11 protein-coding genes and 1 pseudogene are annotated in these 13,976 nt (G+C 57.0%); all 12 read right to left on the minus strand.

Going from position 1 to position 13,976, the window contains the following annotated elements; translation table 11 throughout:
- Positions 1 to 760: 760 nt before the first annotated feature.
- The 12 genes and pseudogenes from virB11 to O7A05_RS07770 all read right to left on the minus strand — a co-directional run bounded on the left by virB11 (position 761) and on the right by O7A05_RS07770 (position 13,407).
- Positions 761 to 1,762 (minus strand): P-type DNA transfer ATPase VirB11, encoded by a 1,002-nt coding sequence (gene virB11 / locus O7A05_RS07715; protein WP_337092366.1) that lies wholly within the window; start codon positions 1,760 to 1,762, stop codon positions 761 to 763.
- Positions 1,759 to 3,183 (minus strand): TraB/TrbI/VirB10 family type IV secretion system protein, encoded by a 1,425-nt coding sequence (locus tag O7A05_RS07720; RefSeq protein WP_337092367.1) that lies wholly within the window; start codon positions 3,181 to 3,183, stop codon positions 1,759 to 1,761. Before O7A05_RS07720 ends, virB11 begins: the two co-directional genes overlap by 4 nt.
- 15 nt (positions 3,184 to 3,198) lie before the next feature.
- Positions 3,199 to 3,873: a TrbG/VirB9 family P-type conjugative transfer protein gene (locus O7A05_RS07725; RefSeq protein WP_337092368.1), complete on the minus strand. Its 675-nt coding sequence runs from the start codon at positions 3,871 to 3,873 to the stop codon at positions 3,199 to 3,201.
- Between the two features lie 83 nt (positions 3,874 to 3,956).
- Entirely contained in the window at positions 3,957 to 4,631 is a 675-nt protein-coding gene (locus O7A05_RS07730; protein WP_337092369.1) for a VirB8 family type IV secretion system protein, read from the minus strand.
- Between the two features lie 9 nt (positions 4,632 to 4,640).
- On the minus strand, positions 4,641 to 5,729 hold the full coding sequence (locus tag O7A05_RS07735) for a TrbL/VirB6 family protein (protein ID WP_337092370.1): 1,089 nt from the start codon (positions 5,727 to 5,729) through the stop codon (positions 4,641 to 4,643).
- A 5-nt stretch (positions 5,730 to 5,734) separates the two neighbouring features.
- A complete protein-coding gene (locus O7A05_RS07740; protein WP_337092371.1) occupies positions 5,735 to 6,553 on the minus strand; it encodes a type IV secretion system protein in 819 nt (272 codons plus the stop codon).
- A 130-nt stretch (positions 6,554 to 6,683) separates the two neighbouring features.
- Entirely contained in the window at positions 6,684 to 8,945 is a 2,262-nt protein-coding gene (locus O7A05_RS07745) for a VirB4 family type IV secretion system protein (RefSeq protein WP_337092372.1), read from the minus strand.
- Between the two features lie 79 nt (positions 8,946 to 9,024).
- Complete coding sequence (locus O7A05_RS07750; RefSeq protein ID WP_337092373.1) at positions 9,025 to 9,393, minus strand: VirB3 family type IV secretion system protein; 369 nt, start codon at positions 9,391 to 9,393, stop codon at positions 9,025 to 9,027.
- On the minus strand, positions 9,374 to 9,685 hold the full coding sequence (locus O7A05_RS07755) for a TrbC/VirB2 family protein (protein ID WP_337092374.1): 312 nt from the start codon (positions 9,683 to 9,685) through the stop codon (positions 9,374 to 9,376). The genes O7A05_RS07750 and O7A05_RS07755 overlap by 20 nt, the downstream gene beginning before the upstream one ends.
- 892 nt (positions 9,686 to 10,577) lie before the next feature.
- Complete coding sequence (locus O7A05_RS07760) at positions 10,578 to 10,934, minus strand: hypothetical protein (RefSeq protein WP_337092375.1); 357 nt, start codon at positions 10,932 to 10,934, stop codon at positions 10,578 to 10,580.
- 589 nt (positions 10,935 to 11,523) lie between these two features.
- A pseudogene (locus O7A05_RS07765) lies at positions 11,524 to 12,403 on the minus strand (LacI family DNA-binding transcriptional regulator); the annotation flags it as partial.
- 311 nt (positions 12,404 to 12,714) lie between these two features.
- A complete protein-coding gene (locus tag O7A05_RS07770; RefSeq protein ID WP_415926972.1) occupies positions 12,715 to 13,407 on the minus strand; it encodes an OmpW/AlkL family protein in 693 nt (230 codons plus the stop codon).
- Positions 13,408 to 13,976 lie beyond the last annotated feature (569 nt).

Raw genomic sequence — 13,976 nt, forward strand, 5'->3', positions numbered from 1 at the left:
GCTGACAGCCTGAAAGCAGTCTGCGGGATGACGATGCTGTCTGATCGCCGCGAGATCCAACCGAGCTGGGGCGTCCCACGGGATGCGCAGCCTGTATTGCGTTCGGACGAAGGTCATGTGAACTCCTGGGCGACGGGCCGTGTCGGAACACGTATCATAGCTATGAATATGCAATTGGCATGCCACCAAAAGCGTTGTGAGCAGCGGCCTCCAAATCGGAGGAGTCGCCCCTGGCCGGCTTGATCCTAACCCCTAGGACGTCTGGATCTGAACACAGCTTGTCCTCAATCGGACGCGGACAAAATGCTGTGACCAGGCACCGGCTGACGCCAGAGTTCTCGGTTGAGAATTGCGCGTCGAGAGCGCGGGATTGAGCAACAGGCGATCGCCGGGCCGGTCGAGTTGCGCAGCCATGTGTTGCTATTAGCGTGGCTGCATAGGGCCGCAGGTGTGATCCGAGCGCCGAATGCTGGCGCCGTTCGCGCATCCGGCGACCCATCTAGCGATCACTGATCGCGCGTGATCGAGGTCATACTGAGAGTATCTCGTGCAATCGCTCGTCCCGCCGCGGCCCTTCAAGGCTTCGCACATTCCGTTCTTGAGCGACAAGGTGCTGGCCTCCTGCCGTCCAGGCGAGGTGGACCCGGTGCCGTGGTCCGACGGAAATCAGATTGCCTCTCGCCCCGACTAGGCAAGTGTCCAGACGGATAAAGACGGAGCCTCTATCCTTCTCTTGAAGCTGCTGCGTTGTCCCTAGCCTCTAGTCCATGCTCTGGGAGGGCAAGTGGATTTCCAGCACGCCCCGCTTGCCCTCCCGGCGGCCTACCTGGATCACCATGTCGATCGTCTTTTTCGCATAATTGACAATCTCGCGATGCGACATCTGCACTCCAGAGCGCATCACCATCAGCGCCAGCCTATCGAAAGCAAGTTCGGGACTATCTGCGTGGATAGTTGATATTGAACCTGGGTGGCCGGTGTTGATCGCCTCCAGAAAGTCATAGGCCTCGATGCCGCGGATTTCGCCGAGGATGATGCGATCGGGGCGCATTCGTAAACAGCTTTCCAAGAGTTTTGATGGGCGGCGAGCGGAAGTCTCGTCGCGGTCGGCGATTAGCCCCACCTGGTTCTTGTGTGGTGGGTTTAGCTCCTGCGCATCCTCGATGGTAATGATCCGCTCGGCAGGATCTGACATCGCCAGCAACGCACGCGCGACCGTGGTCTTGCCGGAGGAGGTGCCGCCCGAAACGAGAATGTTGAACCTCTCGTCAACGGCCTGTCGAAACAAACCCTGCAAATTGCCGACGTGGACCATATCCATGAGTGCCCGATGGCGCTCGCGGCGGTTCGCGTCTACCGTGATCTGCCCGCCGCCGATGAAGTCTATCTTGGCACTGTCCAAAGTACGCTTCAGATATTTGCGGATGGTCAGCGACACGCCCACCGCGATCGCGGGTTCGACAAGGACCTGCACACGCAGCGGATTGTCCCAAACCACAACGCGGCCTGAGACGATCGGACGAAGCGGCCCAAGGGCGTTGCGGGTCTCTCCGGCCATTTGCGCTCCAAGGCGCTTGATGGCATGAAGCGGCAAGGCCATTTCGACCTCATGCATATGTAGCGCTCCGGCCGCCTCGACGAAAATGGAGCCGTTAGGGTTGATCGCCAATTCGTTGACGTTGTCGTCGACCAGGTAGTCCCGGAGTGGCGCCAGGTACTGCTCCACATATGAAATGTCGCGGCGGGGCTGGAGGTCATTCATCGGATCACAAGATCCTGATTGACAAAGACTCGGATTTCCTCGCCCTGCGGGACACGAATGATGGGAGGAAGAGAGAGATATTTGTCAAGAATAGTTTCCCCTTGATCGCTCAGTGCCCCAGCGATTTTAGACGCAGTCTGGCCACCAGCATTGCTGTTTCCTGATCCGGCACCTCCAATATTAATGGTCGCGCCCCCTCCGCTGGAGGATTTGTTGCCGCCGGTCAGTCCTGGAATGCTCGAGGGCAGAGCAGTGATGGCGCTAATGAGGACAGCTGCACCTATCTTGTTAACGTAGCGGTTATCCACGTTACCTTCTGTGCCCGCTCGACCAAGCAGGTCCGCCCCTGTGGAGCCGAGCGCGATTGATTGGCCGTCGGGCGTGATAGCCCGGTTCCAGGCAATCAGCACGCGTTTTTGCTCAACATCCACTCTGTTGCTGAAGGTGCCGATCAGGCTCGTTCCCGCCGGCAGCAGAATGCGAGAACCGTCAAAGGAGAACACCGGTTCGATGACCTGGGCACGGATATTTCCGGGCAGCTCAGTATTGATAGCCGTTTCGAGCACTGCGGAGACTATCGTGCCTTGCACGACCGTATGCGATGGATCGGGAAGAGCACGAGAAATTGAAGTTTTTACCTCTGAACTCGCTGCAGAGGCCAAGAAACGATCGTTTCCGCTCAGATCTTCCGGCCGCTGTCCCGCACCCGCGGCTGACGCGGCGGGCGCCTCTGATTCATCCAGGACTACGCCTGTCGATTCCCGTTGTTTGGTGGCGACCTCTTCCAGTTGACGACGCCTCTCTACGTCAAGCTTGGCGACCTCACTGGACCGTACGCGTTCTTCTTCCAAACGCGACGCCTCGGCACGCACACGTGCGTCTTCGGTCTTTGCCCTGTCTCGCTCCTCCTTGAGCTTCTGCGTCATTTCTTTGTTGTATTCGTCCAGCAGGTTCTGGACGCCAGCAAGCGAGACGTCAGAACCTTTGTTGGCCTGGGCTATGGCATCGATTTCCTTGCGCAGTTCTTCAAGCTGCTTGTTCGTTTCAGCGTTGGGATTGGGACTCGGCCCAGCAGCTGCAGGCGGCTCGGGAACCGCAAAATCAAGTCGCTGATCGTTCGTAGTCACGCGATCGACTTGCAGATCAACCTGTGACGTTTTCTGCTGGTCCTCGCCGCCAAAGCCGAGCGTCTTCAGCGCCTGAGTTGGGCCGACCAACAGGGCCAATGCAGTGGCGACGCCGGCCAGCAACATGCCGGCAAGACCAGCCCAGCCGACACTTCGACGCCGAGATGTGCCAGTGTGCCGGGCTCGCCGTTCTTCCAGAAGCTTTTCGCGATCTGCATCGACAGAGGCATCCGCCACCGTTTGTTCGGCGTTGCGATCGTGTCGCTGGTCAATATTGCTCGACCTGTCCGGCACGCCCCGATCCTTTCCTCACTTTTCTTGCCCTTGCACGGCGTTTGTCTTGCCGACGCACACAGTATCATTGCCGATTCTCATCACCCAATAATCGCTGGTCCCGTCAACGATGATACGCCCGCCGTCAGTGCGCGAATTGACGAGCTTTTCCTCGCTGTCATGGCCGACCCTGAAGATTGCTGGTCGGGGTGCGCCCTTGGGCAGCGCGAATGTCGTCTGCAGTGTATTGTCTGTAACCGCGAGCGGCCGGAACTGGGCATGACCCGAGACCATATACTGGCGATCTATGGGTCCGCCTCGGGCAAGGCTCTTGTCCGACGGCTTGGACTGGTCCGGATAGGTGAAGACGACCCGGAACGCTTGCGCGGCTCCCGCCTTCATGCCCGCCTTGATCTCGCCGACTGAGCGCAGTTCAAATGTATAGACGTGCTGGTCAGTGTAGATTGTCATATTTGTCAGGGCTTGGTCGATAATGGGTTTCAAGCTGACCACATTGCCCATCTTAAGCTTGATCACTTGCCAGGATGCGCTGTCTCCTATGAGAACTGATTCCACATTCTCTCCGGCTCCGAACTGAATCGCCGTGACTGATTTCAGATATAATCCAAGCTTGTAGACGTTGTGTTCATCGTATACATAGCGCTTTATCCGTGCGTCAGATGCAAACCCGACAGGTGACTGCTCGGCCATGACGGATGTTATCGATGTTGTGGCAACTATTGCTGATAGCAAACAAATCTTTAGCATTTATAGCCCGATATTTAGCCAAGTCTCTAATTGGCGGTTTCCGCATCGATCCGGTAGGCCACAACATTGAAGCCAAGGGGATTTTTCCACACCGACTCCAAAGTCGCTTTTTCTTGCGGTCTGAACTGATAACCAACGGTGACGACATAACTGCGCTCGACAGTGTCGCGCCCCTTTTCTTCACGATGCTTGACGATGCGTACACGAGCGAGATCCGCCGCGTTGCGCCGGTCCGAAGGGGTCAAGGAGATAGACTTGACCACAACACGCACTCGCACCTCATTGCCGTAGACCGTGGGTGGATATTGCGCCGAATCCGAGCGCCAGATTTGGGTCAGAGTTTGCGCTGCGTTGTCCAATGAGCGCGCCATGACATCAGGAATTCGGGTGCTGTTATCGGCTGGATCGTAAGTCTCGCGGTCGGTGACATAGGAAACGAGCTCCGCCTGAAGCACTGCCTCCTGCTGTTCGAGCGTGGCAGGGCGAACCTGGACGATCTTTTCAGCCTCGCCGGTGGTTTTATCGACCATCACCACATAGGGCTTGGTTTCCTTGAGCGGCAGTACGATGACCAAAGCTACCAGCGACAAAAAACTCGCAGCGATGGCACCAACAGCAATTCTTGCCCAGTTGTTGCGCTGCTCGCGAAGGCTGAAAAAAAGCTCGTCTTCGAATGCGTGCTGCGTTGCTTGTTCAGCCACGCGTCTCTCCTATTCTGGTGCGCCTGATGATGGGTTGCGTGTCAGCGGTAGAGATTCCCCACCGGAAGAACTATCGTTCCCGCGAGCAAGACGATCATTCAAACGCTGCTTCCGGAAATGGGCGCTTTGATGCATTGATCTGACCGCCGACGATGCTCCCCCACCCGACAAAGCGCCCGCGCCACGAGCGGTGTTTGCCTCCATCCGATCTGTCGACCGTCGCTTTCCTCCATTTGGCTCTCTTTTGATTTTACCTAGTGCCTCAGATCCGACAGCGGCAACCGATGCAGAGGCTAAGGTGCTTGCCATCGTGGGGATCATGGTCATGAGAGCCGACACACCGATCATGATAAAGATAAATCCAAATTCACCTCCCACTGTTTTAGGCATGTTGGCGAAAACGCGCAGTACAAGCGCCATAAGTGCGGTCGTAAGCAACGGGATAAGCGCAAAGCCGATCGTAAAGCGGGTCCAACTTTCGAAGTATTGTCTGGTTTGAGGCATCATCAGCATCGTGATGGCGAGAGGCGCCAAGCTGATCGCCACTGCAAATCCAACTTTCGATATTAAAACACAAAGAGCGGACGCGGCGGTAAAAACCGCACCAACGACCATTATTAAAGCGCCTAAGGCAACATTCCGCACTGACTTACCGATATTCCAGACTGATGTGTTTGAAATACGATCTTCGCCGGTCTGCAAAATCGCTTTAGAGAACTGATCCATAGCAGAATATGTATTTATCAGCTTCGAAGAATTGGGGCCGCCACCAACATCCGACGGCGATGCCGCAGCGCGCATCATAAGCGCGGTGTATTCGCCGGGGACGTCTACGAGAATTGTATAAATGCCATGGAAATTCACCCACAGAGTGGCGAACGAATATATGAGTATATATCGCACCCCCCACAGCAGGTATATTGAATAATTTATGGGTCGAAATTCCATTATGTGATTCACTGCGATGAACAACAGTGCAATCAGAGCAGTCGAGTTAAGAAGTATTCTGATCGGGTGAGCGACTTCTCCAAAAACTGCCTGCACGTAATCGACGAGGGCACCGTCGATGGTTGCGGCAAGTGTTGAAATCAGGCCCATGGTGATTACTTGTCAAAATTATCGAAAAGATCTCGGACATTATCCGGCTCGGCGGTTTCAGCGCCTAACGACATGAGGTAGGTTCCTGCCACCGATGCGATGGCCGCTTGGGTGCGAAGCGTTTCGTTTAGCTGCTGCGCGACTTCGATCATCACGCGTGTGTTGATGTCGACGCTGGTCTTCAAGTCACCACTGGTCGCAAGTGCTGCGATATAACCATTTATCCTGCCCATGCTGTCATTGGCGCGCCTATAGGAGTCCTCTGCGGTAGACGCAGTGATGGCGCCTTGAGCCGCTTCATGAGCGATCATGACGTTGCCGGGGAGCTTGTCGCTGCGCAACGCAAATGCATCGTCCAAGCGGTAGAGCTTGCGAATTTTGTCAAGCGCTGCCTGAACGCGATCGGACCCAACCATCTGCCCGGTCAAGGCGTTATTGGCCATCTCCCACAGACCTGGGCCGCCTTTGCGCGCCGCGACGTCTGCCTCGGCGTTGTTCTGCGGGAACGGCTTTGGGCCAGATATGGCAGCAAGCTGCGCTTGAGCCGCCTCCTGGATCCGGTTCAGCAGATTTTCAGCTACGTGCGCCGACGCAAGCAGTTGTGTGGTGCCGCCGGCCATCAGCCGGGACAATTCAACCATATACGTCAGCAACTCGACGGCATTCCGGTCGTAGCTTGCCTGCGCGCCATCCGGCGCTGCGGGCAGTGCTGCAATAGCAGGCAGGGGTACAGGCGCGATGCTGGTTTGTTGGGCGTAAGCCTCCGGAAGCAGCAGACCGGTCCCAAGCAATAGGCCAGCGACAGCCTGGAAAAAGACTTTCATGTGACGGCTCCTTCAGCTTGATGGTCAAGGGTTTCCCAGTTGCAGACACAATTGTTCTCCCGCGTCGCAGGGACGGATTGGCAGGCAGTAAGGGAGACCAGGATGAATGTGAGAAAAACCAGAGCCCTCGTCATTGCAGCATCTCCATTTCAAAGTTCGGCGCATTATGCCATTCTGCAGGCCTTTGCCCGCGCCCGCCCCCCAGAACGTCGATCCCCTTGCCAATCGCCCCCAAGGCGAAATCAAGAACCACGCTGTCCCCGCCCGATTTCAACAGAACGAGATGATTGTCGACGTTACTTGACTGAAGGAATGCGCTCTCCGTCGGCGTCAGATTGAGCGGTGCAAGTTCGGTTTCGGTGTTGTAGGAGCTGGGGTAGATCAGACGCGTGACGGCGCTCTCCAAGATGGCGTCGCCGGCGGCGCTGTTGAGGATGTGCGACACGCGCTGGGTCAAGAGGACGACCGCAACGTTCTTCTTGCGCATCGTCAGCATCCAGTCCTTGAGACGCAATTCGAAGTACGAATCGTCGAGCAGTTTCCACGCTTCATCAAGGACGAGCAGAGTTGGAACCTCGTCTTCTACGAGCCGTTCCACGCGCCGGAAGACATAGCTCAGCCACGCTGTGCGGACGGCGTTGTTGTCGAAAATTTCTGTGAGGTCAAATGCGGTGATCCGACTGTCGAAAGCGAGGGGATCGACCTCCTTGCCGCCGAAAAGCCATCCGAATTGGCCAGTATCGTCCCACCGGCCAAGTCGGTTATGGAGGTCGCCATCATCGTCCGTCGCGCGCAGCTGACTGCGGAACTGTTCGAAATTCTGGAGGCGTGGGTCGGCCATCGCATTGGCCTGAACAGCATCATTGATGGCCTGAACCTGCACCGGATTTAGGGGGCTGCCCTCATTGCTGGCCAATGCCATTAGCCAATCCGATAGCCAGGCTGCGCCGCGCTTATCCGCTTCCGCCCGCATTGGATTGAAGCCGGTTTCCTGCCCCATACGCACAGAGGAATAGGTTCCCTCCATGGCGCGGACGGCCATCTCGAAGCCATTGTCCTTGTCGAAGATTATGGTGCGAGCGCCGAGCCGTTGGGCCTGGCTAAGCAGAAAGGCAACACCGAGGGTCTTACCAGATCCGGTTTGGCCAAGCACCAGAGTGTGCGCCACCGTGCGCTGACCGGGCTTGCCTGGTAAGTGGAAGTTAAAACGGAACGTTTCGCCGGTCGCTGTTGGAAAGATGGTCACGCAGTCGCCCCACGGACATCGCTCCGGTGGGTGACCCTTGGGCAAGCCGTGCATGGCGCAAAGCTCTGCGAAATTCTGAGAGGAGATCATTGCGGCTCGTGTGCGGTAGCTGAAGTTGCCAGGATGCTGGGCGAAATAGACCGCGCGGGCAGAGAAGCTCTCGCGCACGATTGCAGCACCAGCGTCCTGCATGGCGCGCGTGATATACGCCATGGCCTCCTCAAGCTCTTCCCTGGTTTCGCAGAATACAGCGATGCTGCAATGATGGTCGCCAAAGACGACGCGACCGGATGCAACATCGTCCTCAGCCACTTCGAGTTGTGCCATGAGGGAGACGGCCGCGTCCTCTGCCGCACTCATCTGCTTACGCACGCGAGCGATTTTACCTTGGGCGGTGAGGTTGTCGATTGGTGTAAAGCTCTGCGAGACCACGGTATCGTATGGTAGGTTGAGCCTGTCGAGGATTCCGGGATAGGTCTCGGTCGGATAGTCCTTTACGGATATGACGGTGCCGTAGCGTTTGAGACCGGGATTCGGATTGTCGCATTCGAAGACCCTGCCGCGGAACCTGATCATCGAGCTTGCCAGGAGATCAGCGAGCGGGACAAACTTTTTGCCCGCGATAAGTCGTCCACTTGATCCGTCGATCAGCGTGCGCAACATACCGAGCCATTGGCCGTCCGAGACCGTGAGACGACGAGGCTTTGCCTCACTTAGACTGACCATGCAGGTTGCGATCATCTGATCGAGGCGGATCGCGCGCGCGGCGACCTCATCGCGACTGTGGGTATCCTTTTTGCCAAACATGTTGATGAGCTTGGTCAGTTTTTTCGGTGGTCGGATCACCATGGTGATCATCGTGACACGGTCGCGCAGGCCAATGGTTTCGAGATAATGTTGCCAGCGTCGGTCAATCTCCTCGTTGAACGCGTCTCCTTTGAGGGCCCGCAGCATGTTGGGCGGAGCCGCAACCGATATGCGGTGAACGTAGTACCCGACATTACCGCGCTGCTGCGCAATGAAGCGAGAAAACGCGTTACTCAGCTCCGCTGTCTGTCGGCTGTCTATTGTGTCGGCATTGATGCCCTCGACGACAAAAGCGCCGATTAGATCGCCGTCGCGCGAGATCAGGGTGACGTCGTCCACGCTGCTGAGATATGGAATTTGGCTGGCAAGCTGCTCGCTTTTGGGAGCGCCTCCTCGCGTCCCGCGATTGGGAGGTGACTCAGGCACGGTACACCTGTCCTTCGCCTTTCAACAGTGCCGCGCTCATCCGCGTGCTTTGCGCGGTCGCGATGAAGACATCGATGATTTTTGGATCATACGCGGCTAGTGCACGCAACGCGCAGTAGCCACTACCTCCCACGACCGCAAGATAGAGGAACGATTGGGTGATCAGGAAGCCCAGCATCACGGCACATATGAGAACGACCAGATATGTGATCGGCAACCCGGCAAAGGCGACCTCTCGCGTCAAGCCTACAAAAAGAGTTGTACGTTGGATGGCCAATACTCCCTTGAAACGGCGAGGCAGCCCGCAGCCTAAAATGAACAGGGACTGCGATGCATCGAGATCATTTTGCGGCCAAGCCATGGACGAAGCTGGCGCCACCAAACACGATCGCGATGCCAACGATGACGGACACCGCGAAGGTCCAGTCCATCCGGCCGGTCATGAATGAGAAGCCTACGGCGATGACAGCCAAGGCGGAGACTGCAACCCCGATCGGGCCGGTGATCGCTGCCACGATCGCATCAAGGAATGATGTCACGCCGTTGAAATCCTGAGCGGCGCTTGGAGTGGCAAAAATTAGAGCCAGGAAAGCCGTGGTACAGGCTATCGAGAAAAGTTTACCACAGTCGATTTTAGCGATTATTTTCTTCATGTTTGCCTCTTTTATCCTTATATTCGCATATTCTTATGGATAGCGAACGGGACTAGCCCCCTTTTTGATCGTTTTCTTCCAACGCGTATATCCGACATAACAACAAATTGCGATAAATCGAACAAGTATCAACGACACTTCGATAAATGTCGAACTTGTTTTCTGGTCTTATATTTCGAAATTACGTATCTACTCTGTATTCGCTGGTACATGTGCCATTTGTTGGTGCGATTGTCTAAGGAAAACATGTTTCATTTGTAGCGTGCGGGCATTTCATTCGGAACTAAAACGGGGCTTGCACCTCGATAGGGGAATCGAAGGGAAAGAAATGAGCGAGACCGCCCTAGCGATGCGCCCCATCATGAAGGCCGAGGGCCTGGAGAGCATGACGGGCGGCCAAAGCATTCATTTGGCCTGGCTTGCAAGGACGATCACGCGCGACAGCATTTGGCCCATGGCCCGCCCTTTGCCATAGGCATCTTCAAGGCCATGCGGCCGCCATCCTAAATCCGATGTGAGGTCGAGGCGGGCAGATCCCCAAGATCGCCCTTAAGCGAGCCGGTACGTTGGACGCCTAACAAAGGTAGCCGAAATCACCGCCCTTCAGCCGCGCGTCGCCCTGCCGAACTATTGGGCGGACTCGCCTTATGCCGTTTGACGAGGTCGTGACGGCGCGGCCAGCGCGGCCAGCGCGGCGCTCAGGTCAGCGTCGAGCGCATGGTCTGGCGCGCCGGTGGTGTGACATCTGCCAAGGCTCTGGGCGATTGATACGGAACGTATCAGAGACGAGAAGAAGAGCTGAGACTCTGGTAGAGCCATTCTGGGAAAAGAGCGCAGCGGTTCCGCCGGAATGCTTAATAACTGGCGGATTGGCGATCCGCCTGTTCCTTACTTAGTGTGCGGCCAGTGTGCTTCTTGCGGACATCTCGAAGACATCGAGCAGGATTGCCAGTCCGACCCCGCATGCGGTGAGGATGAGTCCGAACATGAAGATGCGGTTAGCACGTTTGAAAAGCTTGCGCCGGAGCGAGCTCATGTCGAGCAATATGGATAAGGCCCACGTTTGCAACGCGATGCCGCCCAGGATCGGTAGGACGGCGAAAAGGTCATAAAGCCGCCACGGCACCGGGTTCGCCGCCCAATGCGTAACGAAGCCCAAAGAGAACGCGAGCAAGATGCTGACGACGGTAACGGTGCCATTGCGGAATGTTGTTTCGATCAGTTCGTCCTTCGGATCCTGCTCGTCCAAGCCACCTCCCTCTCGGCAATCGACCGATCGTTCGCGAGCCGGTCGCCTAAAATGCGTTGCGGTTTAAGAAGCGACATACAAGAGAATTGCGCTAGTGGAAAGCTGCGTCGATTACAGCCGGCCGCCGTCTCCCCTCCGCCATAGCTTCGCAGCAGTTTCTGGCGACCGTGCTGCCGAGGGCAAACCTGCGAAGGCAGCGGCGCCGACGCCGAGTTCCTGGTGATGATGACAGTGGGCGATTGAGAGGCTGGAGGGTGCCGAAGAGCGTTTAACAGCGAAGATGGTGTTGATCAGGCGGGAATGAGCGTGTGGATTTTGCTCGTTTTGAGAGGCGATTCGTCCGACCCTGGCTCCTGGGTGTCGCGGTGCAAAGTTTCGAAGGACTGTGATCGCATCGACTGCAACAACGATGGCCCGTGCTGGGCGCCTTCTCAAGGCTGGTTCCACTCTTGGACCACATTCCCTCGTCAAGGTCGCCCCTCGCCCGCGTGAGGGATCAGCCGACGATGACCTTGCCCGAAGCCTCGCAAATGCCCTTCTGGGCTGCGGAAATCGGCTGGAGGATCAACCTCGGACGGAAGCAGGGCGGCTCCGCGAGCGCGGCCCGTGACTCCGGTGTGATCTCGTTTACGATGGCGACAATGTCCCGGTCTTCGCCCTGTTTCCTAAGCGCCGAGATTGCGCCCTCCATGCGGCCACCGGTCACGTAAAAGCCGACGAGTTCGGGCTCCCGCTGAATCACATCCAGTGTTGCCTCGTATATGATGCGCCGTGTCCCGAGTTTCATGGGGATGTCAAGCACCTCGAACGTCGGCGCGCTCTCACGAAAATAGGAGCGAAAGCCGATTTCCCGAAGCTCGTGAGCCTGGTAACGCTCACTGACGGCAAAGACCGCCACCTTGCCGGGCCGTTTTGCGGCTTTGGAAAATATCCAGGCTGCTGTCCGCCCGACTTTGCGGTTGTTTAGGCCGACATAGCCCTCGCGTACCCCGGCGGCGAAATCGGAAAGCAGCGAAAAAACCGGGATGCCTTTCGCCTTGAGTTCTTCGACGGCTGCTGTGATCCTCGGATGGTCCGGCGCCACCATGGCGATCGCATTGCAGCGGCGCCCAGGCTCTTGGAGAAGTGGGATGAAATCGCCCGGCATATGCGACGGCGCGAATTCGATGAGCGAGGTGCCGTGGAACGCCTGTGCCTCATTGACTGCAGCTTCGACTTCGCGCGCAAACTTGGTAAAAATGGTGGGCCGGTTTTCTGAGGATGAAGCCAAGCTGATAGCGCGGTAGGTCCGGCTCAGGGCGCCACTTGCCGAGCCCAGCGGCGTGATAGCCGACAGACTCGGCCGCCTTATAGACCCGCAGCGCTGTCTCCTTCCGCACTGGTTGGCGGGCGTTCAGAACCCGGTCAACGGTTGCCACGCTGACCCCGGCTTCGCGGGCAAGATCAGCAATCGTCGGTCGCTTGGCCATGATCTCCGATTCTGCAGACATTCTCAGGAAGAGCATAGGTCGGTGATGAACGTTAATAAGATCCTTTTGCGCTTACATTGATGGCGCTTCCGAGAACCTGCTTGTTCCGCGATCGTGCGGCTGCGCCGAGAGCCCCGTTTTTTGAAATTCCACGATCAACGTTTCTTCGGATGAGATTTGCGCCCATTGCAATGAGGATCGCGGCGAGAGAGAGTTTAGGGACTGCTCTTGGTCGCTCATCCGCGCTCATCAGGCGACCACGCGAGCTTGGCGGCACCAGTTGGACGTGGTGCCGCCTGGGATTTGTATCGTCAGAAGCGGTAGCTGACGCCTGTGCCGATCAGCCAAGGATTGAGCTTGGCTTTGCCCGTGACGTTCGCACCCCCGACCACTGCATCAAATTTCGGCTCGAGAAAGAGCTTCTTGACGTCGAAATTGACACCCCAATGCTGATCCAGCGCGTAGTCGAATCCGACCTGCACAGCGCCGCCGAATGCGTTCTTGACGTGGAGAGCGTCGGCGCTGCCGGTATCCTGATTATAAAAGATCGAGTAGTTTACGCCTGCACCGATGTAGGGCTTGAAAGCGCCGGAATCGGTGAAGTGGTATTGTAGCGTTAGGGTAGGCGGCAGCACCCAAGTTTTCCCGATTTTTGCCAGCCCACCGATCGTTCCCTCGCCGTAAATATTAGCGTGGGTGGTGCCCAGTATCAGTTCAGCGGCGAGATTGTCGCTGAAGTAATAGGTAACGTCCAATTCTGGAATTGCCGTATCCGAAAAGGAAAGGCCGGAGCCGGGAATTTCGTTGACGTTGCCCTTATCGTCTGTGATCACCGCCAGCGTACGCAGGCGAAGTTGCCAAGGGCTAGGTTCAACCAAATGTGCCGTGCCCTTCCTGGCATGCACCACTTGTGCATCCGCAGCCACCGCCTGCTGCAGTCCCAGCACGGCAAGTGCAATTCCAAGTGTTATTCCACGTCCCGGCCGTATCCAGTTTCTCATCATGCTCTCCTTGAAATTCGAAATTCGGGTGCGCGGGAGCCATGTCAGCCCTGACGAGACGCTCGGTTGATCTAGATCAACGACGGGATGAAATTTGCTGAAGTGATAAATCTCTTAACAAAAATGTCATGTGATCACCGACGCCGGTCACAAGGCGCGGCATAGGTACAAAAATCCGAACAGCGCTTTTGCGCGGCAGGCAGTCGTAACATCTTGACGCGACTCCTTTCGCCGCGAGCGGCATCATCCTCTCGGGTGACGCTTCCGATTACCCACGTCGTCGGCGAGCCTGTTGGTGTGATCCGTGGTTCTGTGACGCCGAATCTCGGAGGGGTGACGGATGCGAGACAAGAGCGTCAGCAGCGAAGCCGCTTGCCAGGAGGAAGAACGTTCTGTGGCAGCCCTCCGACAAGCGCCTGGCCGGTTCGCTGGGGCGGTTACTGGAACCGATGTCGATGCGCTGGGCAGGCCAATTCCGGGACCTTGGTACCGGGCGAAGGCGCCGCACCGCTTTGTTGAAACCCGCGTGGGCCGAATGTTGCGCTCTCGGGGCAATTTCGCCGCGACCGCGG

It is taken from the genome of Mesorhizobium argentiipisi (SeqCode), assembly GCF_037179585.1.
Taxonomy (GTDB): domain Bacteria; phylum Pseudomonadota; class Alphaproteobacteria; order Rhizobiales; family Rhizobiaceae; genus Mesorhizobium; species Mesorhizobium argentiipisi.

Bases quoted from the DNA above. Each gene is read 5' to 3' on its own strand.
- O7A05_RS07755 (WP_337092374.1), bottom strand. From the start codon at position 9,685: ATGAAGAAAATAATCGCTAAAATCGACTGTGGTAAACTTTTCTCGATA.
- O7A05_RS07740 (WP_337092371.1), bottom strand. From the start codon at position 6,553: ATGAAAGTCTTTTTCCAGGCTGTCGCTGGCCTATTGCTTGGGACCGGT.
- O7A05_RS07735 (WP_337092370.1), bottom strand. From the start codon at position 5,729: ATGGGCCTGATTTCAACACTTGCCGCAACCATCGACGGTGCCCTCGTC.
- O7A05_RS07770 (WP_415926972.1), bottom strand. From the start codon at position 13,407: ATGATGAGAAACTGGATACGGCCGGGACGTGGAATAACACTTGGAATT.
- O7A05_RS07725 (WP_337092368.1), bottom strand. From the start codon at position 3,873: ATGGCCGAGCAGTCACCTGTCGGGTTTGCATCTGACGCACGGATAAAG.
- virB11 (WP_337092366.1), bottom strand. From the start codon at position 1,762: ATGAATGACCTCCAGCCCCGCCGCGACATTTCATATGTGGAGCAGTAC.
- O7A05_RS07750 (WP_337092373.1), bottom strand. From the start codon at position 9,393: ATGGCTTGGCCGCAAAATGATCTCGATGCATCGCAGTCCCTGTTCATT.